The organism is Microbacterium lushaniae, from assembly GCF_008727775.1.
GTDB classification, from domain to species: domain Bacteria; phylum Actinomycetota; class Actinomycetes; order Actinomycetales; family Microbacteriaceae; genus Microbacterium; species Microbacterium lushaniae.
Map to the genome: position 1 here is coordinate 3,344,680 of NZ_CP044232.1, position 20,796 is coordinate 3,365,475.

Here is a 20,796-nt window from a genome sequence, read left to right on the forward strand (position 1 = left end):
CGGGCTGCGCGCAGGGCGTCAGGACGCGGCAGCGAGTGCGGCGTCGACGATCGCGGCCGAGGCGTCCACGTCGGTCATCCACAGCGGCGCCACCACCGACCGTATGCCCGCGGCATCCACGTCCGGCGCGGCAGCGGCGTCCTCCTCGGCGATCAGCCACGCGTCGAGCAGCCCGCCCGAGCTTCGCGCGCCGTAGTGCGCGGCGACGGCGGCCGCGGAGGTCTCGACGCCGATCGCCGTGAGGCACACGTCGGCCATGCCGCGAACGACCCGGCCGCCGATGATGGGCGAGACACCGACGACGGCGGATGCGGCCGCCAGCGCCTCGCGCATCCCCGGCACGGCCAGGATCGGCCCGATCGAGACGACCGGGTTCGACGGCGCCACGAGCACGACGTCGGCGGCGGCGATGGCCTCGACCACTCCGGGGGCAGGGGACGCGGCCGCGATGCCGGGGTTGTCGAAGCGCACCGGCGTGAGTGCGGCGCGATGGCGCGTCCACCACTCCTGGAAGTGCAGGTCGCGCTCGGCGCCGTCGGCGTCCCGCACCGTGACGATCGTGTCGGCCTCGGCGTCGGTCATGGGCAGCAGGCGCGCGCCCAGGTTCCAGCGCCGCGACATCCGCTCGAGCACCTGGGTGGGGGTGAGGCCGTCGCGCAGCCATCCGGTGCGTGCCAGGTGCGTGCCGAGATCGAGGTCGCCGAGCGTGAACCACGGCCAGCCCGCGCCCCACTCCTGCAGCTCGGCGTTGACCCGCTCGGTGTCGTCGGCCCTCCCCCAGCCGCGGTGGGTGTCGTTCACGCCCGCGAGGGCGTACGTGATCGAGTCGACATCGGGCTGCAGCCGCACGCCCGAGAGCCACAGGTCGTCTCCGGTGTTGACCACGACGGTGGCCTCCGGCGCCCCTCGGCGACCCAGGGCCGCGCGCACGCCGAGCGTGAACTTCGCGCCGCCGACGCCGCCGGCCAGCACGACGACGCGCGGACCATCCTCCGCCGAAAGTGCATCACCCCGGCGAGAGTGCACGAAACTCGATGCACTCTCGCCGGGGTGATGCACACTCGCGGCCGCGCGGCCGGGATCGGTCACGGCGCGACGGCGGATGCGGCGGCCCGCGCGGCGGCGGGGAGGGCCTCGATCACCCGGCTCACGGCGTCATCGTCGTGCGCAGCGGTGAGGAACCACGCCTCGTAGACGCTCGGCGGCAGCGACACGCCCGCGTCGAGCATCGCGTGGAACAGCGGCGCGTAGCGCCACGACTCCTGCGTGAGCGCGGTGGCGTAGTCTCGCGGGGCGTCGGGGAGGAACGCGACGCCGAACAGGGAGCCCGCCCGGGGTACGGCGTGCACGACGCCCTCGGCCGTGAGCGCCGCCGACAGCGCGTCGGCGATCGCGGATGCCGCGGCATCCACGCGCGCGTAGACGTCCGGTGTCGCCCCGCGCAGCGTCGCCAGGCCCGCCGCGACCGACAGCGGATTGCCCGACAGCGTGCCCGCCTGATACACCGGGCCGGCCGGGGCGAGGGCGTCCATGACGTCGGCGCGTCCGCCGAGGGCGGCCAGCGGCATCCCGCCGCCGACAACCTTGCCGAAGGTGAACAGGTCGGGCGTGTACTCCTCGCCCGCGGCCTGCTGCAGCCCCCAGAACCCGGCCGGATGCACGCGGAACCCGGTGAGCACCTCGTCGAGGAGGAACAGCGCGCCGTGCTCGTGGGCGATGTCGGCGAGCGCGGCGTTGTAGCCCGGGGCCGGCGGCACCACGCCCATGTTCGCCGCGGCCGCCTCCACGATGACGGCGGCGATGCGGTCGCCGTGGAGGGCGAAGGCGTCGCGCACGGCGTCGAGGTCGTTGTAGGGCAGCACGAGGGTCTGCGCGGCGATGGGGGCGGGCACGCCCGCCGATCCGGGGAGGGCCAGCGTCGCGATGCCGGAGCCGGCCGCGGCCAGGAGCCCGTCGGAGTGGCCGTGGTAGTGACCGGCGAACTTGACCAGCAGGTCGCGCCCGGTGACCCCGCGCGCGAGGCGGATGGCGGTCATGGTCGCCTCGGTGCCGGTGGAGACCAGCCGCACCTTCTCGACCGGGCGGGCCGTACCGACCGTGACGCGGGAGGCGATCAGGTCGGCCAGCTCCACCTCGCCCGAGGTGGGAGCCCCGAAGGAGAGCCCGCGGGATGCCGCGTCCTGCACGGCGGCGACGACGTCGGGATGTGCGTGCCCGAGCAGGGCCGGGCCCCACGACGCCACGAGGTCGATGTACGTGCGACCGGCCTCATCCGTCACCGTCGCGCCGCGCGCCGACGCCAGGAAGCGCGGCGTGCCCCCGACGGACCCGTAGGCGCGCACGGGCGAGTTCACCCCGCCCGGGATCACGTCGCGGGCCCTGTCGAACCACTCGTCGTTGCGGTCGGTCATGTGCGGTTTCCCTTCCACCCACGTCGGAGAATGTCGCGAAGGTCGGAGGATGCGGGGGAAATCCTCCGACGTCGGCGCGATCCTCCGACGTTCACAGGTCGGCGCGGAGCCAGCGGGCGGCCTCGGCCGCCCAATAGGTCAGGATGGCGTCGGCGCCGGCGCGGCGGATCGACACGAGGCTCTCCTCGATCGCGCGGCGGCGGTCGATCCAGCCGTTCGCGGCGGCGGCCTCGACCATCGCGTACTCGCCCGACACCTGGTACGCCCACACGGGCACGTCCACGGCGGCGCGCACGTCGGCGAGCACGTCCAGGTACGGCAGGGCGGGCTTGACCATGACGACGTCGGCGCCCTCGTCCACATCCAGCAGCGCCTCGCGCACGCCCTCGCGGCCGTTGCCCGGGTCGAGCTGGTACGTGCGGCGATCGCCGGTCAGCTGCGAATCGACCGCCTCGCGGAACGGCCCGTAGAAGGCTCCCGCGTACTTCGCCGAATAGGCCAGCAGCAGCGTGTCCGTGAAGCCCTCGGCATCCAGAGCCGCCCGCACGTGCGCCACCTGGCCGTCCATCATCCCCGACAGCCCCAGCATCCCCGACCCCGCGCGCGCCTGAGCGAGAGCCATCGCGGCGTACCGCTCGAGGGTGGCGTCGTTGTCGACACCGCCGCGGGCGTCCAGGACGCCGCAGTGGCCGTGGTCGGTGAATTCGTCCAGGCACAGATCGGTCTGCACCACGAGGGCGTCGCCCACTTCGGCCACGAGCGCCTCGGTGGCGACGTTGAGGATGCCACGGGGATCGTCGGCACCGGATCCGACCGCGTCGCGCACCGCCGGGACGCCGAACAGCATGACTCCGCCGAGCCCGGCCGTCGCGGCATCCGCAGCCGCCGCCCGCAGGGAGTCGAGGGTGTGCTGGTGCACGCCCGGCATCGAGGAGATCGGCACCGGATCGGCGATGCCCTCGCGCACGAACAGCGGGAGGACCAGCTGCGAGGGGACGAGGTGAGTCTCCCGCGCGAGGCGGCGTACGGCCGGAGTGTGGCGGAGGCGCCGGGGGCGATGCTGCGGGAAGCTCACGGCTGCAACTCGTCGGAGGCGTGCGGGAGGGAGAAGCGGGAGACGGCGTCGATGAGCGCGTCCACGGTCTGCTGATCGGCGATGACATCCACGCTCAGACCGCTGCGGCGTGCGTCCTTGGCGGTGCGGGGACCGATGGCGGCGATCACGGTCGCGGCGGGGATGTCGGGGAACTGGGCGTGCACCTGCTCGGCGACCGAACCGCTCGTGACGAGGACGGCGTTGATCCGGCCGGATGCCACGTCGGCCGCGACCTTGTCCGACACCGGCACCCCCACGGTGCGGTAGGCCACGACGCTGCGAACCCGGTGGCCGGCCTCCGCCAGCAGCCGCGTGAGGACGGGCTTGGCGATCTCGCTGCGCAGCGTGAGCACGTCGCGCGGCGCACTCTCGCGGGCGATCATCTCCTCCGCGAGTCCCGCGGCGGAGTTGTCGCGCTCGGGGACGAGATCGACGCGGTAGCCGACGGCCTGGAGGGCTGCGGCCGTCGTCTCACCCACGGCTGCGATCTTGGTCTTGGCGGGGATCTGCGCGCGGTAGGCGTAGAGCACGTCCACCGTCGTCGCACTGGTGACGGTGAGCCAGTCGAACGCCCCGGCGGCGAGGTCGGCGAGTGCCTGCTCGAGGCTCGCCTGGTCGTTGGTCGGGGCGAAGTTGATCAGCGGGGCGATCACGGGCACGGCGCCCTGCTGACGGAGGGTCGCGGCCACGCCGTCACCCCACGGGCCCCCGCGCGGCACGAGCACACGCCAGCCCGCCAGGGGCTTGCTGGGTGCCGGCGTATGCCGGGAGCTGTGATTCATGGGGTCGACTCTCGTGGTACCAGATCGGCCGCCCCGCGTTCGAGCAGCCGACGTGCAATGTCGTGCCCGGTGCGCGTAGCACGCGCGATCGGGTCCGCGCCGTCGGCAGCATCCGCGCCATCGCCGCTACCTGGGTACCCACCATACCCCCGCTGGTCGGGCGGAGGGAGTTCCAGACGAACGGTGCGGTCCAGCCCCACTCTCCGCGCCCCGTCGAGGGCGTAGACGATGGCGCGAACCCGCAGATCCCCGTCCGTGACCTCCGCATGCGTTCCGACCGGCGCCGAGCACCCCGCATCCAGGCCGGCCAGGACCGCGCGCTCCGCCGTGACCGCGGTGCGGGTCGCGGCGTCGTCGAGGCTCGAGAGCGCGGCGAGCAGCGCGGCGTCGGCATCGGCGGTGGTCTCCACCGCGAGCGCGCCCTGGCCCGGCGCGGTCGGCCAGTCGGCCAGCCCGAGCGGCTCCGCGTGCAGACCGCCCAGGTCGCCGCCGAGACGGGAGAGCCCTGCGGCGGCGAGGATGACCGCATCCAGCTCGCCGTCGCGCACACGGGCGAGGCGGGAGTCGACGTTGCCGCGGAGGTCCTGCACGCTCACACGGGGGTTGCGGCGCCGCACCTGGGCGATGCGCCGCGGCGACCCGGTCCCCACGACGGCGCCCTCGGCGAGGTCGCCCAGCGGCGTACCGTCACGGGTGATCACGACATCGCGTGCGTCCTCCCGTGCCGGGGTGGCCGCGATCACGAGCTGCGGGGGCTGCGCGGTGGGCAGATCCTTCAGCGAATGGACGAGCAGGTCGCAGCGCCCGGCCAGCAGCGCCTCGCGCAGCGTCGTGGCGAACACCCCGCGGCCGCCCAGCTGCGACAGCGACGCCCGGGAGACATCGCCCTCGCTCACGATCGGGACCAGTTCGACGGCCTGCCCCGACGCCGCCGCGAGCGCGTCGGCGACCTGCTGGGATTGAGCGAGGGCCAGCGCGCTGCGCCGCGTGCCCAGGCGCAGGGTCATCGGCGCCTCACTGGAGCACCTCGGGCACCTCGCGCGGGTCGATGCGGCGCCCCGTGAAGAACGGCACCTCCTCGCGGACGTGCCGGCGGGCCTCCGTGTAGCGGAGTTCGCGCATCATGTCGACGAGATCGGTGAGCACGTCGGCTTCCATGGGCAGGAGCCACTCGTAATCGCCCAGCGCGAAGGATGCGACGGTGTTGGCGGTCACACCGGTGAAGGCGGCGCCCTTGCGACCGTGGTCGGCGAGCATCGCGCGGCGCTCGGCTTCGGGAAGCAGGTACCACTCGTAGCTGCGCACGAACGGGTACACCGTCAGCCACTGCTTCGCCGGAACGCCCCGCAGGAAGCCGGGGACGTGTGCGCGGTTGAACTCCGCGTCGCGGTGCACCCCCATCGCGTTCCACACCGGCAGCAGCGGACGGAGCAGTTCGGTACGGCGAAGGCGGCGCAGGTCGCGCTGCAGAGCTTCGGCATCCGGGCCGTGCATCCAGATCATCAGGTCGGCGTCGGCGCGCAGGCCACTGACGTCGTAGAAGCCGCGCACGGTGACCCCGCCGCTCTCGATGAGGGCGACGATGTCGCTCAATTCGGTGTCGTCGGGCTCGGCGACGGGATTGTCAGGGTCACGGCGGAGCACCGCCCAGAGAGTGAACACGGATTCGGGAGAGTGCTCGGGCATGCCTCCAGTCTGCTCCGCGGCGCCCGAGCGACCAAACGCGCTCACCGCGTGTAGAGCCGCACCAATCCCCACACGGCCAGGCCGGCGGCCACAGCGACCCCGACGACGGTGGCAGCCGCGCCGGTGGGGTTGACGCGGGCGAACTCGCGCGCCTGCGCCACGCCGCGGTCGACACCGTGACCCACGCGCTTGGGCACGTTCGCCTTGACCTCGATGGCCGCGAGCGTCGCCTTCAGCTCGGCGCGCGCCTTCTCGACGGGATCGGAGATGCCCAGCGCGACGGCGGTGCGGGGAACGGGAACGGGTCGGTCAACGCTCATTCGCGGGCCTCTTTCACGATCCGGATGTCTTCGGCCACCGCCTGTCCGGGGTTCTCCCCGGATCCGAGTCGGCGGAATCGCATGATGCCCAGGAGCGCGAGGATCGCGACGATGACCAGCATCACGCCGAACACCACGAGGGCCGACAGCCACACCGGCCACCACGACGACAGGCCGGCGATCACGAAGGCGAAGAACACCGGCAGCGACCAGAACAGCACGAACAGGGCGCCGACGAGCCACCCGGCCCCGATCCCGGCCTGCTTCGCCGTTTCGCCCAGCCACTTCTTGGCGGCATTGATCTCGGCGACGACAAGATTGCGCACGAGCTCGGGGATGTCCCCGAGCAGCGTGAACAGACTCTCGTCGGCGCGGTCGCGGAACCCGCGCGGCGTGGTCATGTCAGTCAGCTCCCGGCGCTGGTGGCGCTCTTGGTCTCGTCGGCCTTCTTCTGACCCGTCTTGGTGTCAGAGGAGGTCTTCGTGTCGCCCGAGGCGGAGTCGGTCGCGGCCTCCTCGGCCTCTTCCAGCGAGTCCTCGACGGCGTCGGCGACGTCACGGGCGGCCGACTTCGCCGCCGCCGCAGCGCGCTGCGCCTTCTCCGACACGCTGCCCGAGCCGCCGGCTGCCGTGGTGACGCGCTTGGCGCCGTCCCACAGGACGCCCGGGACGACCTTGGCCGCCGAGGTGCCGAACGCCTTGGCCTTGTCGACCTGCTTCTGCACCGGGTCGGTGTGCCAGGCCTTCACAGCCTGTTCCTTGATCTGCTCGTAGCGTTCGCGGCCCGCGCGACTGCCGAGCACGTAGCCGGCCGCGAGGCCGATGACGAGTCCTACTTTGCCCTTCATGGGGCTCTCCTCACGATCGATGATGGGAGGTGCGGTGCGATCCCACAGTAGCCCCGTATTCCATCCGCGGCATTCACCCTTGACATCCTCCGAGCGGGGAGGCAGGGTCACGCGCCCGAGCCCGCGTCGCGCCACAGCAGCGCCGAGCGGATGCGGTCGGCCTCGGCACGTGCGTCCGGCACGACCTGGGCGAGCCCCGTGCCTGCCAGCCACGCGCCCGTCGCGCCCAGGCCCGCGACGGCGCTGAGGGCACCGCGGGCCGCGGCGGTCGTGGCGGCGCGGCCGATCGTGGCCGCCGGCTGCGCCTGCGCGTAGCGTTCGCGCCGCGCGCCGCGCACGTGGGCCGCATCCAGTCGGACGCCCAGCATCCTGGCGGCCTCAGTGAGCGCCAGGGACGCGGCCGCGGCGTCGTCGAGCTGCGCGGTGGCCGGTTCCTCCCCCTGCGCGCCGAAGGAGACCCGCAGCACGTGGCGGCCCTGGCCGGCGGCGCGCGCCACCCACTCCCACTTCGCCGTCGAGTGCGTGAGGGCCTTCGCCGCCCCCGTGCCCGGCACCGTGAGCACCCCAGAGCCCCGGGGTGCGGCGTCCAGCGCGGCGGAATCGACGACGAGGGTGACGACCTCCACGACGGGCGAGGGCGCCGCCTCGCGATCCAGCAGCGGCGCGACCGGAGCGAGCAGTTCGCGCGCGGCGCCTTCCGGCACCGCCACGATGACGGCGTCGGCGTCGACCGGCGGGGCCGCCCCGTCCTCGGCGGACGCGGCATCGCCCTCGTGGGGGGCCACGTGCACCGCCCAGCCCTTCTCGGTGGCGTCCAGGCCGCGCACCCGCGTGCCGGTGCGGATGTCGCCGCCCAGCTGCAGCACCCGCTCGGCGAGAGCGTCCACGAGCGTCGACATGCCTCCGCGCAGGCCCTCCACCGCACTCCCCGGTGCGGCGGTGCGGCCGCCGCGCAGCTCGGCGACGGCGCCGCTGAGCGATCCCGTCCGCGTCAGGGCGGCGTTCAGCCCTGGCGCTGCCAGGTCGACGTCGATGTCGTCGGGACGGGCGGAGTACACCCCGCTGGTCACGGGGGCGACGAGACGCTCCAGCACGCGCGCGCCCATCCGGCTGCGCACGAGCTGCCCGAGGCTCTGCTGGTGGCCGATGGTGAGCGGCGGACGCAGACGGTCGAGGTAGGCACGCCACACGCCGCGCCAGCCGATGATGCGCCGCACCTCCGGCGCCCACGGGTTGTCGGGGATGCCCAGCACGCCGCCGCGCGGCAGCGGCGCCGCTGCCCCGCCCGGCAGACCCGCCACCCACGCGCCGGCGGGGCGGGGGGTGGTGACCTCCTCGCTCAGCCCGAGTTCGTCGACGAGGGAACGCACCGTGCCGCCGCGGGTGGCATAGCTCTCGGCGCCCACATCCAGGACGAGGCCGTCGATCTCCGCCGACCGCACGACACCGCCCACGCGCGGCCCCTGTTCGAGCACCGTCACGCGCATCCCGACCTTCGCGCATTCCAGCGCGGCGACCAGGCCGGCGATGCCGCCGCCGACGACCACGACATGCTTCTCGCGGGCGTGCGCGGCGAGGTGGTCCAGCGGGCCCTCGCTCACACCGCCTCCTCATGGGCGAAGGCCACGATGCGGCTCAGCACGTCCGGATCGGTGTCGGGTGGCACGCCGTGACCGAGGTTGAGGATGTGCGCGCGCGCACGTCGGCCGCGCGCCAGCACGTCCGCGACGTGCGCGAGGAGGACCTCTTCGGGTGCCGACAGCAGCGCCGGGTCGATGTTCCCCTGCACCGTCGTGCCCTCGCCCAGGACCGCGGCGGCCTCATCCAGCGGCTGGCGCCAGTCCACGCCCACGGCATCGGCGATCCCGTCCAGGCGCATGTCGGCGAGGAACGGACCGGTGCCGACACCGAAGTGGATGCGGGGCGCCGCCACGCCCTCGAACGCTGCGCGCGAGTGCGGTGCGGCGTACGCGCGATAGTCGGCGGCGGACAGCGAGCCGGCCCACGAGTCGAACAGCTGCACGGCCGAGGCGCCGGCCCGCACCTGCGCCTGGAGGAACGCCCCCGACACCTCGGCGAGCCAGCCGGCCAGCCGATGCCAGGATGCGGGATCGGCGTGCATCATCGCGCGCGCACGCAGGTGCTCCTTGGAGGGTGCCCCCTCGACGAGGTACGCCGCGAGCGTGAAGGGGGCGCCGGCGAAGCCGATGAGGGGCGTGTCGCCGAGTTCGTCGGTGACGATGCGCACCGCCTCGCGCACGGGGCCGGCGGCCTCCGCGACGGCGGCCGGGTCGATCGCGGTGACGCGCGCGACATCGGATGCGGTGCGCACCGGGTCGGCGAAGACCGGTCCGCGCCCCGGCTCGATCTCCACGTCGATGCCGGCGAGGCGCAGCGGGATGACGATGTCGCTGAAGAAGATGCCCGCGTCGACTCCGTGGCGCCGCACCGGCTGCAGCGTGATCTCGGCCGCCAGGTCGGGTGTCAGACACGCGTCCAGCATCCGCGTACCCACGCGGAGTTCGCGGTACTCCGGCAGCGAACGGCCGGCCTGGCGCATGAACCACACCGGGGTGCGGTCGGGGCGGTCGCCGCGGAGGGCACGGAGAAGGGGTGCGTCGGGTGAGGCCACGTCTCCCATCCTCGCACCCGGCGTCCGGGTGCCGGCTGGGCGTCAGGGCACGGCGGTGCCGCCCATGAAGTCGGCCATCAGTTCGGTCGGACAGGCCGCGCGGGCGCGCTCGACTCCGGCGAGCGCACCGAGCCGGTCCAGGGCGGCCAGGGCGCCGGTGCGATCGGATGCGGCGGCTGTGGCGCGAACGAGCTCGTCGGCCGCAGCGATCTGGCGTGCCGGGTCGCGCGCGGTCGTGGCGATGTCGAGGGCCTCGTTCAGGTAGGGGATGCGCTCGCGGGGCGGCGCGGCGGCGGCCCGCAGCATGAGCGCCCGGTGCAGGCAGCGGAGGTCGCCCAGGTGGCGGAAGGCGTCGACGAGGTCGTCGGGATCGCCCGCCTCGGCGAGCCCGAGGGAGGCCTGCACGAGCTGCGCGTGCGCGGTCTCGTGCGCGTTCTGCATCGCCTCGGCCGCTTCGCGCGCTTGCGCGGCCCACCTCACCGCCCGCTCGCGGTCATCCGGGTCGCCGGCGGCGACGGAGGCCATCATGTACCGCACGTTGTTGACGTGGACGAGGTCGCCTGCCCGTGCGTACGCGCGCATCGACGACGCGAACGCCGCCAGCGCGGCGGCCCGGTCCGGTGCCGTGCCGCCGCGCAGCGCGATCCCCCGCGCCTGGTGGATGGCTCCCCGATCCCAATCGACGCCGGTCAGCCGCTCCGCTGCCGCGCAGTGCGCGAGCGCGGCCTCGACGTCACCGCGGTAGGCGGCCGCCCACGCCGCCAGCTGCTCCGCGGCGCGCGTACCGTCGTCATCCGTGGCGACCGCTGCCGCTCGTTGGGCGAGGGCGGTGACGAGGCCGATGTCGACGAACGCGAGCGCCGCGCCCACCGCCAGCAGCTGCTGCGGCGTGGCGGAGGCGAGCACCCCCTCGTCGCGGGCGGCGTCGGCGAGCGCGTCGATGCTGTCGATGTCGGCCCCGTACTGCTCGACGCCGACGGCGAGGTCGGCGGCGAGCGTGATCGCGTCGGGGTGACCCGCCGCGATCATCCACCGCAGGGCGGCGTTGACCTCCGGGCACAGCACCGCCGACCGGTGCGCCGCGGACGGGCTCGCGTCGGTGCGCGCGGTCCGGATGAACGCCCGGGCGGTCCGGGAGACGGCGAGGGCGTGCAGTTCCAGCACCTCCCGGATGGTCGCCGCCTCCGTACGGGCGTGCACGAATTCGCGCATGACGGCCAGCAGCCGGAACCGGCCGGGATGACTGCGGGTCGGCACGATCAGGGAGTGATCGAGGAGCCGGAGCACGACGCCGGTCGTGCCGGGCCCGGTCACGGCGGCGGCGAGGTCCATGTCGAACGTGCGGGGAAGGGCGGCGAGGCGCCGGAGCACGTCCTGCTCCTGCGCCGACAGCAGGTCCCACGTCCATCCGAAGGCGGTGTCGAGACTGCGGTGCCGTCCGGCCGGGGTGGCGCGGTCCAACGTCGCCAGGTCGCGCGCCAGGCGCGCGTCCAGTTCGGCGAGCGGGAGGTGGCGAGCCACGGATGCGGCCAGCTCGAGGGCGAGCGGAAGTCCGTCCAGCCGCTCGGCGATCCGCGCCACCAGGGGCGCGTCGTCGGCGTCCCCTCCGGCCCCACGCAGGCGATCGGACAGCAGGGCGCACGCCGGCGAGTCCGCGCCCTCCGCCGCGAGGGGGCGGAGGGTGTGCACCGCCTCCCCCGACGCGCCCAGCGGGGTACGGGAGGTCACCAGGACGCGCAGGGACGGGACGCGCATCCGCAGGGCGCCGACCACCGCGACCGTGGCCGGTCCGACCCGGTCGGCGTTGTCCAGGAGCAGGAGATGTGCGCGCGCGGCCAGCGCGACCGAGACGGCCCCCTGCAGGTCGCCGGGGGTGGCCTCCAGGCCCAGGGCGCGGGCGATCCGGGTGGCCACGTCATCGGGGGTCGCGTGCTCGAGCTCCACCACGAGCGGTGTGCGGGCGCCATCGCCGTGCGCGGTTTCGAGACCGAGGCGGGTCTTGCCGACCCCTCCCGGCCCCACGATCGTGACCCACCCGTGGCGTTCGAGGAGCGCGCGCACGGCCGAGAGGTCTTCGTCGCGGCCGTGCAGCGTGTCGGCCGGCACCGGCACCGACGACGCGTGCCGCGCGCGGGCGGCCTCGACGAGGGCCGTGCGGCTCTCGGCCGCGAGCTTGCGCCGCAGGCTCGCGATGTGACTCTCGACGGTGCGCACGGAGATGAACAACTCCGCGGCGATCTCGGGGTTGGTCTGTCGCCGCTCCACCGCGGCGAGCACCGCGCGCTCGCGCGGTGTGAGGGCGGACCCGCTCACGGGCGCCACTCTACTCAGGCGCGGCGCAGGCGGAAGGGCGTGTCAGGAGCGACCGTGGCCGGACGGACAACGGCCCGCCCGGCCACGTGCGGCGGATCGCCGCCCATTCCCCCCGGCACGCCGCCCTGATCACCGCACGGTCGCGGTGACCAGGAGGTACTCCCACTGCATCCCGCCGTCGGCGATCATGGCATCCGCGAGCTCGTCCAGCGCCGCATCCAGCGCCGCGACCTGCACGGGATCGTCGGCGATGCGCCGGTAGACCGCGATGGTGGGCCCGTAGTGCGAGGCGAAGTACTCGCGGAACCGGCGGCCCGTGTCGAACCGGTCGATCGTGACGGTCTCGCGCACGGCGGAGAAATCGGTGACGGATGCGCCGAACAGCTCGCGGACGTGCGCATCATCGCCCCACAGCGGTGCGGGTTGCACTCCGGGCGGGGGCGGCGCGTTGAACGGCTTCATCGTGGCGAACATGCGGCCCACGAATCCCTCCGGCGTCCAGTTGAGCACGCCGATCCGTCCGCCCGGGCGGGTGACGCGCAGCATCTCGGCGGACGAGCGCGCGTGGTGCGGGGCGAACATCACGCCCACGCAGGAGACGGTCGCGTCGAACGCGTCGTCGGGGAAGGGGAGTGCCTCGGCATCCGCTTCCCGCCATTCCAGGTCGGCACCTGCCTCCCTGGCGCGACGGCGACCGGCGTCGAACAGCTCCGGCGTGAGGTCGGAGGCGACCACCGTGGCTCCGCGCAGTGCCGCCGGGATGGCGGCATTGCCACTGCCGGCGGCGACATCGAGCACGCGGTCGCCCGCCTGGACGCCGACGGCGCCGATCAGATGCGGGCCCAGCGACCAGATCAGATCGCTCGCGAGCGCGGGGTAGTCCCCCGACGCCCACATCGCACGGTGCTTCGCCTTGAGCGCCCGATCGTCCTCGTCGACGACGGATGTCTGCGTATCGGTCATGTCAGTTCCTTCCTGTCGTGCGGACAGGCCAACCCTCCTCGCCGCGCGCGGCCGCGGCATCCGTGCCCCGCACGGAAATCCGCACGCACGCCCGCAGCGCCCCATACGGACCGCGGGGCCGGTTCCCTCGCCGTCGAGGCATCCGGCCGGCCACTTGCGGCGCGCGGGTAGAATCTCCTCTCGTGCTGCTGTGCGTCTCCGCGAGTCACAAGACCGCGTCCTTCGAGCTTCTCGAGCGCCTCAGCGTCCCCTCCACTCCCGTCGCCCCCCTCATCGCCGCGCACTCCGAATGCGTGCAGGGCGCCGTCGTGGTCGCCACGTGCAACCGCTTCGAGGCCTACGTCGACATGGATGAGCCGGTCACCGCCTCCCGCGTCGTCGGCGTGGAGGCCACGCTCGCCGCGATCGAATCGGCCACGGGCGTCTCGGCCGCCGAACTGGAGGGCTCGTACCGGGTCCTCGGCGGCGACGAGGTCGCCGAGCACCTGTTCGCCGTGGCATCCGGACTCGAGTCCGTCGTCATCGGCGAGGGCGAGATCGCCGGACAGGTGCGCCGGTCACTGAAAGAGTCGCGCCGCCTGGGCGCGACCTCCGGCGAACTCGAGCGGCTCTTCCAACGCGCCTCGGAGGCGCAGCGCGGCGTGAAGAACGCCACCGCCCTCAGCCGTGCCGGTCGCTCGCTCGTGCGTCTCGCCCTGGAACTGGCCGACAGCCGGATCGCCGACTGGTCGGCGCTGCGGGTGCTGCTGGTGGGCACGGGCGCCTACGCCGCCGCCACCGTCGCAGCACTGCGCGATCAGGGCGCACAGGACATCTCGGTGTACTCGCCTTCCGGCCGAGGCGCGAAGTTCGCTGCGAAGTACGGCCTGCACAACCTCGCCGCCGAGCGCTACCCGTCCGTCGCCGCGCACGCCGACCTCGTCATCACGTGCACCTCGGCGGAGCATCCCGTCCTCAGCGCGGCGACCCTCGCCGCTGGGCGGACCGGCTCCGAGACGGTCGCGCCGGCAACGGACGGGCACCCCGCCGGCTCCCTCGCACGCCGGCTCGTGATCGACCTCGGCCTGCCCCGCAACGTCGACCCCGATGTGGCCGGCGTCCCCGGCGTCGACCTGCTCGATCTGGAGACCATCCGCCTGCACGCTCCGGTGGAGGAGCTGCAGGCCACCGACGCCGCCCGCGAAGTCGTGCGCGACGCCGCGCGACGCTTCGCCGTCGTCGGCGAGCGCCGCAACGTCACCCCGGGAGTCGTCGCGCTGCGCACCCACGCGTTCGGGGTGCTCGAGGGCGAGATCGCTCGCGCTCGAGCGCGCGGCGACGACGACGGCCGCACCGAGCAGGCCCTGCGCCACCTCGTCGGCGTGCTGCTGCACGCCCCCACCGCGCGCGCGCACGAGCTGGCCGAGCTGGGGCGCGGCGAGGAGTACTTCGCCGCCCTGTCGACGCTTTTCGGCATCGAGGTCAGCGACGAGGAGCCCGACGCCTCGGCATCCGATGCCGGCGTCGCGTGATCTGACCTGGCCCCTACCCGCTCCCTCGACAGCCATGTTGGATAGTCCCTGCACGCGAACCGGGCATTCCCGGCCCGCGTCGAGGCGAGGGGCGCACGAGTGACGGAACCGACATCGGTACGGGTGAGTGTGATCGTTCCCGTGTTCGAGCCGGGAGCAGGCTTCGACGACCTCATCGCGTCGCTGGACAGGCAGACCCTCGATGCCCGTCGGTTCGAGGTGCTCCTGTGCGACGACGGCTCCGGCCAGGAGACCCGGGACCGCCTCGCGCGCGTGGCGCAGACCCGGCCGAACGTGCGCGTGCTCACGCTCCCGCACACCGGATGGCCCGGTGCCCCCCGCAACGCCGGCATCGACGCCGCCCGCGGGGAGTACGTCTTCTTCTCCGATCAGGACGACCGCTTCTTCGACGGGGCCCTGCAGCACCTGTGCGACTACGCCGACCGGTACTCCTCCGACGTCGTGATCGGCAAGGTGGTGGGCGTGGGCCGGCGGATCCCGCAGATGTTCCGGCGCGACATCCCGCGAGCCGAGCTCGGCAAAGACCCCCTTCTGGAACTCCTCACGCCGCACAAGCTCTTCCGCACCTCGTTCCTGCGGGAGCACGGCATCCGCTTCCCCGACGGCAAGGTGCGCCTGGAGGATCACCTGTTCGTGATGCAGGCCTACTTCGCCGCCACGACCATCTCCATCCTCGCCAGCGAGCGCTGCTACGCGTGGCTGAAGAACCCCGGGAGCGCCAGTTCGTCCCGCATCGGTCCGGAGACCTACTTCCCGCACCTGGAGGCCGTGCTCGACATCGTCGAGGAGCACACCAGTCCCGGCCCGCTGCGCGACACCCTGCTGCGGCACTGGTATCGCGGCAAGATCCTCAAGCGGCTGGGCGGCCGCCGCATGCTCCGCTATCCCGACGACTACCGGGCCCGGTTCCTCGACGTCGTCGTCCCCCTCTCCCGCCGCAGGTTCGGCCCCGGGGTCCAGCGCGGCCTGACCTTCCCGCTGCGCGTGCGGTCGGCACTGCTGCTGGGCGATCACCGCGACGAGCTCGTCCGCCTGGCCGGGTTCGAGGCCGCGCTCACGTGCAGCGCCGAGGTGACCGCCGCCCGGTGGATGCGCCGGGGCAAGCTCGTCCTGACCGTCCGCGTCGGAGCGTTCACGGCCGGGGACGAGCCCGTCGTCTTCGAGGAACGGCGGATCCCGGCCCGCTCCACCGCCGCGGCGCGCAGCGCCGCGCGCACGCTCGTGTGGCGCCCGCCGGCGGAACTGGGCCTCGACGTCGTGCCGGAGGAGACGTTCGATGCGACCCGCGATCTGCAGGACGACCACGTCGAGCTGTTCCTGCGCGACCGGCGCGGTCCGGCTCGCCGCATCCCCGGGCGAGGTGCGACGAGGCTGGATGCCGCGACCCTGACGATCGACCCGCTGCACACCTTCGGTCGTCGCAGCACCTCGCGCGGCGGTCCGCTCCGCGTGCGCGTGCAGCACGCCGGCTGGAGCCGCGAGGTGCCGTTGCGCGCGGACCAGGCCGTCGTCGACGCCGTCGGCCGCTCCCCCGTGCTCGCTGGGCGCCGGTGCACGCTGGTCCGCAGCAGCGACGGGACGCTCGCGCTCGAGCGGGAGTGGCCGGCCGGGCGCGCGCGCGACGCGGTGGCCCGCGGCGTGCGCCGCGCCGGCCGCCTGGTGCGCCGCATCCGCCGGCGGGGCGCCGGTGGGAGGATGGCAGCATGAGCCTGCACATCACCGCCGACGCCGATGCCGACCGGTTGCTCACCGAGAATCCGCTCGCGCTTCTGGTCGGAATGCTGCTGGATCAGCAGATCGCGATGGAAACGGCCTTCACCGGACCGCTGAAGATCCGCGACCGCATCGGCGCGGTGGATGCCGCCACCATCGCCGGATACGACCCCGACGCGTTCGCCGCGGCGTTCAAGACGCCGCCGGCCGTCCACCGCTTCCCCGGCTCGATGGCCGCGCGCGTGCAGGCGCTGTGCGCGGCCGTCGAGCAGGACTGGGGCGGTGACGCCGCGGCGATCTGGACGCAGGACTCCCCCTCCGGCGCCGACGTGCTCGCGCGGCTGAAGCGGCTGCCGGGCTTCGGCGAGCAGAAGGCGAAGATCTTCCTCGCGCTGCTGGGCAAGCAGTGCGGCTTCGACGGACCGGGCTGGCGCGACGCATCCGCCCCTTACGGCGAGGAGGGCTCGTTCCGCTCGGTCGCCGACATCACCAGCCCCGACTCGCTCACGAAGGTGCGCGAGCACAAGCGCGCCATGAAGGCCGCCGCGAAGCAGCAGTAGCCGCCGGGCCGCGCTCCGCCTGCGCCATCCGCGCGCGGCGATCCCATCCGCGCGCGCACAACCGCGGGCTTCGTCGCCGACACGCCGCCCCACTGCCGCCGCACCCGGCGCGCCACCGAAAGTCCCCGCCGTTGTGCGCGGCGGGCAGTCGGCGTCAGGCGCCGCGGAGGCGCTCGGTCAGGTACGCGTGGAGGGCGTCGAGGGGCACGCGCTCCTGCGCCATCGTGTCGCGGTCGCGCACCGTGACGGCGTGGTCCTCGAGCGAGTCGAAGTCGACCGTGACGCAGTACGGCGTGCCGATCTCGTCCTGCCGGCGGTATCGCCGGCCGATCGCACCGGCGTCGTCGAAGTCGACGTTCCACAACCCGCGCAGCCCGTCGGCGACTTCGCGCGCGAGCGGGGAGAGCCGCTCGTTGCGCGAGAGCGGCAGGACGGCGACCTTCACGGGGGCCAGTCGCGGGTCGAGCTTGAGCACCGTGCGGGTGTCGACGCCGCCCTTGGCGTTGGGAACCTCCTCCTCCACGTAGGAGTCGACGAGGAACGCCATCATCGCGCGGGTCAGCCCGAACGACGGCTCGATCACGAACGGCGTGTACTTCTCCCCCGACGCCTGGTCGAAGAAGGTCAGGCTCTGACCGGATGCCTCGGAGTGGTTCTTCAGGTCGTAATCGGTGCGGTTGGCCACGCCCATGAGCTCGCCCCACTCCTTGCCGGGGAACCCGAAGCGGTACTCGACATCGATCGTGCCGGCCGAGTAGTGCGCGCGGTCTTCGTCGGGGACGTCGTAGCGGCGCATGTTGTCGGCGTGGATGCCGAGGTCGATGAACCAGTTCCAGCACGCCTCCACCCAGTGCTCGAACCACTCGTCCGCCTCGGCGGGAGGGGTGAAGTATTCGATCTCCATCTGCTCGAACTCACGCGTGCGGAAGATGAAGTTGCCCGGCGTGATCTCGTTGCGGAACGCCTTGCCGACCTGCCCGACACCGAACGGGGGCTTGCGCCGCGAGGCGGTGAGCACGTTGCTGAAGTTGACGAAGATGCCCTGCGCCGTCTCCGGACGGAGGTAGTACAGGCCGCTCTCGTCGTCGACGACGCCGAGGTAGGTCTTGACGAGGCCCGAGAACGCCTTCGGCTCGGTGTACTGCCCCTTCGTGCCGCAGTTCGGGCACGGGACATCCCCCAGCCCGTTCTCGGCGGCGCGGCCCTTGCGCGCCTCGAAGTCCTCGATGAGGTTGTCGGCGCGGAAACGCTTGTGGCAGTGCAGGCACTCCACGAGCGGGTCGGTGAAGGTGGCGACGTGACCGGATGCCTCCCACACTCGCTTGGGCAGGATGATCGAGGAGTCCAGGCCCACCATGTCACCGCGGCCGCGGACGAACGTCTGCCACCACTGGCGGCGGATGTTCTCCTTCAGCTCGGTGCCGAGGGGTCCGTAGTCCCACGCGGAGCGGGATCCGCCGTAGATCTCGCCCGCCTGGAAGACGAACCCGCGGTGGCGGGCGAGGGCGATGACCTTGTCGAGGCGGGACTGTTCGGCCACGGTGGCTCCAATGGTCGCAAGAGGTGGGATGCCGCGGAATCTCGGCGCCTCGATTCTACCGAGCGGCGCCCGGCCCCCTCGCCGCCGTGCTCGTGGCGCAGTCCCCGCGCGGGACCGCGGCATGCCGGCCCCCTGCGCCGCGCCAATCGCGGGCGGGGCGGGGTCATCCGCCGAAGCCGCACCACTCCGCGACCCACGTCAGCATCCGCGCCTTCATCTCCGGCGGCGCGGGGATGTCGATCTCGCCCCGCACGTCACCGACCACCGCGTCGACGGTGAAGATCGTGCCGCGTTTGTCCTCCTGCACGACGTGCGGATCGCAGCGCTGCGGCACCAGTGGGATCTCGACGGTGGTCGCGGATGCGCCGGGGCCGATGTCGATGCCGAGGGGAAGGGGAGCCGGCGGCGCCCCGGCGACGTACATGAGCAGCGGCGTCGAGTCCACGGCCTCCAGGCGCGCGGTGCCCGCTCCGGTGGGCTCGATCGAGAGGGTCAGCCCGCCCGCCTGCCCGGTCGGGGCCGGAGTGAAGCCGGCGATCGAGACGGTCGCGACCTCGGCCAGCGCGTCGGCGAGGCACTCGCGCGCATACAGCTCGAGCAGGAACCCGAGGGTGTCGGAGATGTCGGATTCCGCGCGGTACGCCGTGTCGCCGACCTCGATCTCCATCGCGACCGTCGTGGTGGCCGCATCCTGGCCCGCGCAGTCCACCGGGGGAAGCTGCACGCGGATGTCGACGCCGCGGCCGGGAGCCAGCGTCGTGGTGCGGTCGACCACGCGCACCGCGACGCCGTCGAATCTCGGGTCGGCCACCTCGACGGCACCGAGCGTCACCGGGGTGTCGCCGTCGTTGCGCACGCGCACCTGGGCCTGCCGCGCCGCCACATCCGACCGCTGCTGCACGAGGCTCACCTCCACCCCGGCGGGGAGCGCCTCCGGCTCGGCGTCGGCGCCGCCGCATCCGACGAGCAGGGCCCCCGCCAGCGCGAGTGTCACCGCGGATGCTGCGGCCCGCACCTCGCTCATGCGGTCAGGGTACTCCCGGCGCTCGAGTCGCCGAGAGTGCATCACCTCGGCGAATCCGCACCGAATCCGGTGCACTCTCGCCGAGGTGATGCACTTTCGCCGGGGCGGGGCGGGGCGCGGGGGGCTGGGGCGCCGGGGCGCGGGCGGCGAAGGCGGGGACGCTAACGCCGGGAGCGGCGGATGTAAAGGGTGTCGGCGCGGGGGATGCGGGCTCGTAGCGTCGATGCATGGACACCTCCGACTTCTCCCCCCGCCGTGCGATCGTCACCGCCTCGGACTCGGGAATCGGCGCGGCGTGCGCCGTCGCCCTCGCCGAAGCGGGGCTGGACGTGGGCATCACGTGGCACTCGGATGAGGAGGGCGCCCAGCGCACCGCCGAGGCCGTGCGCGCACGCGGCGGACGCGCCGTCATCGCCCGCTTCGACGCCACCGACCTGGCTTCCGCCGGGGGCGTCATCGACGGCCTCGCCGAAGAGCTCGGCGGCGTCGACGTGTTCGTCAACAACGCCGGCGGCGGCTCGGGTGGCGCATCCCTCGACCTCGACCTCGACGGCTGGCGGCAGGACCTCGGCCTGAACCTCGACGGCGCGTTCGTCGCCATCCAGGCCGCCGCGCGGCGGATGGCGGCGGCAGGGACGGGCGGGCGCATCATCGCGATCACGAGCGTCCACGAGCATCAGCCTCGCGTGGGCAGCGCCGCGTACGTCGCGGCCAAGCACGGCCTGGGTGGTCTGGTGAAGACCATGGCGCAGGAGCTGGGCGCGCAGGGCATCACGGTCAACGCCGTCGCACCCGGTGAGATCGCGACGCCTCTCACCGACATGGACTCCGAGGATGCCGAGAAGACGCACCGTCCCGGCATCCCGCTCGGCCGCCCCGGGCGGCCCGAGGAGGTCGCATCGGTCGTGGCCTTCCTTGCCTCCCCGGCCGCGTCGTACGTGACCGGCGCGAGCTGGGTCGTCGACGGTGGGATGCTGCAGATGGGGCCGCAGGCCGGATCCGACCTCACCAGCGACGACTGGCGCAACGCCGGCTGACCCACTTCGACCACCGTAGGAGGAACCATGAGCGACCCGCAGAGCGACGACGAGAAGCGCACCGATCAGCTGACCTCGGCGCCGGACGCGACCGAGGAGGACGCCGCGCCCCGCATCGACGTGACCCACCGGGAGGGCGTGACGCGCGTGGACATCCGCGACGACGCAGCCGTGCGGCCCGGCCCCGGCCAAGGCGACCCCGCCGCCGAGGAGGACTGACCGCGCAGAACTCAGGAGATCCGGGCCGTTACGGCCCGCGCGGCCTCCCCCCGGCCCGGTTTCTCCTGAGTTCTGCACCATCGGGCTGCCGGGCAGGCCGGGAGGCCGCCGCACGCCGGGC

At 73.5% G+C, this 20,796-nt stretch carries 20 protein-coding genes; 5 read left to right on the forward strand and 15 right to left on the reverse strand.

Annotated features, from left to right (window positions below):
* Positions 1-18 precede the first annotated feature (18 nt).
* The 13 genes from cofD to F6J85_RS16215 all read right to left on the reverse strand — a co-directional run bounded on the left by cofD (position 19) and on the right by F6J85_RS16215 (position 13,050).
* Positions 19-1,026, reverse strand: a complete 1,008-nt coding sequence (cofD, locus tag F6J85_RS16155) for a 2-phospho-L-lactate transferase (RefSeq protein ID WP_238706990.1) — start codon at positions 1,024-1,026, stop codon at positions 19-21.
* Between the two features lie 59 nt (positions 1,027-1,085).
* Complete coding sequence (locus tag F6J85_RS16160) at positions 1,086-2,411, reverse strand: glutamate-1-semialdehyde 2,1-aminomutase (RefSeq protein ID WP_150926615.1); 1,326 nt, start codon at positions 2,409-2,411, stop codon at positions 1,086-1,088.
* 91 nt (positions 2,412-2,502) lie between these two features.
* Positions 2,503-3,486 (reverse strand): porphobilinogen synthase, encoded by a 984-nt coding sequence (hemB, locus tag F6J85_RS16165; protein WP_150926617.1) that lies wholly within the window; start codon positions 3,484-3,486, stop codon positions 2,503-2,505.
* A complete protein-coding gene (locus F6J85_RS16170; protein ID WP_150926619.1) occupies positions 3,483-4,289 on the reverse strand; it encodes a uroporphyrinogen-III synthase in 807 nt (268 codons plus the stop codon). The genes hemB and F6J85_RS16170 overlap by 4 nt, the downstream gene beginning before the upstream one ends.
* Positions 4,286-5,296, reverse strand: a complete 1,011-nt coding sequence (gene hemC, locus F6J85_RS16175; RefSeq protein ID WP_150926621.1) for a hydroxymethylbilane synthase — start codon at positions 5,294-5,296, stop codon at positions 4,286-4,288. The genes F6J85_RS16170 and hemC overlap by 4 nt, the downstream gene beginning before the upstream one ends.
* Positions 5,297-5,303: 7 nt before the next feature.
* Complete coding sequence (gene hemQ / locus F6J85_RS16180; RefSeq protein WP_150926623.1) at positions 5,304-5,975, reverse strand: hydrogen peroxide-dependent heme synthase; 672 nt, start codon at positions 5,973-5,975, stop codon at positions 5,304-5,306.
* Positions 5,976-6,016: 41 nt separating this feature from the next.
* A complete protein-coding gene (locus F6J85_RS16185; RefSeq protein WP_150926625.1) occupies positions 6,017-6,295 on the reverse strand; it encodes a hypothetical protein in 279 nt (92 codons plus the stop codon).
* Positions 6,292-6,696: a phage holin family protein gene (locus F6J85_RS16190; protein WP_150920209.1), complete on the reverse strand. Its 405-nt coding sequence runs from the start codon at positions 6,694-6,696 to the stop codon at positions 6,292-6,294. Before F6J85_RS16190 ends, F6J85_RS16185 begins: the two co-directional genes overlap by 4 nt.
* A gap of 5 nt (positions 6,697-6,701) precedes the next feature.
* Complete coding sequence (locus tag F6J85_RS16195) at positions 6,702-7,142, reverse strand: hypothetical protein (protein ID WP_150926627.1); 441 nt, start codon at positions 7,140-7,142, stop codon at positions 6,702-6,704.
* Positions 7,143-7,249: 107 nt separating this feature from the next.
* Entirely contained in the window at positions 7,250-8,743 is a 1,494-nt protein-coding gene (gene hemG, locus F6J85_RS16200) for a protoporphyrinogen oxidase (protein WP_150926629.1), read from the reverse strand.
* Complete coding sequence (gene hemE / locus F6J85_RS16205; protein ID WP_150926631.1) at positions 8,740-9,783, reverse strand: uroporphyrinogen decarboxylase; 1,044 nt, start codon at positions 9,781-9,783, stop codon at positions 8,740-8,742. Before hemE ends, hemG begins: the two co-directional genes overlap by 4 nt.
* A gap of 33 nt (positions 9,784-9,816) precedes the next feature.
* Entirely contained in the window at positions 9,817-12,087 is a 2,271-nt protein-coding gene (locus tag F6J85_RS16210; RefSeq protein ID WP_150926633.1) for an ATP-binding protein, read from the reverse strand.
* 129 nt (positions 12,088-12,216) lie between these two features.
* On the reverse strand, positions 12,217-13,050 hold the full coding sequence (locus F6J85_RS16215; protein WP_150926635.1) for a class I SAM-dependent methyltransferase: 834 nt from the start codon (positions 13,048-13,050) through the stop codon (positions 12,217-12,219).
* 182 nt (positions 13,051-13,232) lie between these two features.
* Between F6J85_RS16215 and F6J85_RS16220 the strand changes: the two genes are divergently transcribed.
* The 3 genes from F6J85_RS16220 to F6J85_RS16230 all read left to right on the forward strand — a co-directional run bounded on the left by F6J85_RS16220 (position 13,233) and on the right by F6J85_RS16230 (position 16,855).
* Positions 13,233-14,561, forward strand: coding sequence for a glutamyl-tRNA reductase (locus tag F6J85_RS16220; RefSeq protein WP_150926637.1), 1,329 nt, complete (start codon positions 13,233-13,235; stop codon positions 14,559-14,561).
* Between the two features lie 99 nt (positions 14,562-14,660).
* Entirely contained in the window at positions 14,661-16,289 is a 1,629-nt protein-coding gene (locus F6J85_RS16225) for a glycosyltransferase family 2 protein (protein WP_191906661.1), read from the forward strand.
* Complete coding sequence (locus F6J85_RS16230; RefSeq protein ID WP_150926641.1) at positions 16,286-16,855, forward strand: HhH-GPD-type base excision DNA repair protein; 570 nt, start codon at positions 16,286-16,288, stop codon at positions 16,853-16,855. The genes F6J85_RS16225 and F6J85_RS16230 overlap by 4 nt, the downstream gene beginning before the upstream one ends.
* Before the next feature lie 154 nt (positions 16,856-17,009).
* On the opposite strand, the gene F6J85_RS16235 is transcribed toward F6J85_RS16230, so the two are convergent.
* Positions 17,010-18,395 carry a glycine--tRNA ligase gene (locus F6J85_RS16235; protein WP_150926643.1) on the reverse strand — a complete coding sequence of 462 codons (1,386 nt, stop codon included), beginning with the start codon at positions 18,393-18,395 and terminating at the stop codon, positions 17,010-17,012.
* A gap of 163 nt (positions 18,396-18,558) precedes the next feature.
* Positions 18,559-19,419, reverse strand: coding sequence for a hypothetical protein (locus F6J85_RS16240; protein ID WP_150926645.1), 861 nt, complete (start codon positions 19,417-19,419; stop codon positions 18,559-18,561).
* Positions 19,420-19,646: 227 nt separating this feature from the next.
* Here F6J85_RS16240 and F6J85_RS16245 point away from each other — a divergent pair, with 227 nt between their 5' ends.
* Positions 19,647-20,456, forward strand: coding sequence for an SDR family oxidoreductase (locus tag F6J85_RS16245; protein ID WP_150926647.1), 810 nt, complete (start codon positions 19,647-19,649; stop codon positions 20,454-20,456).
* A 27-nt stretch (positions 20,457-20,483) separates the two neighbouring features.
* Positions 20,484-20,675 (forward strand): multidrug transporter, encoded by a 192-nt coding sequence (locus F6J85_RS16250; RefSeq protein WP_150921351.1) that lies wholly within the window; start codon positions 20,484-20,486, stop codon positions 20,673-20,675.
* The last annotated feature ends 121 nt before the right edge of the window (positions 20,676-20,796 follow it).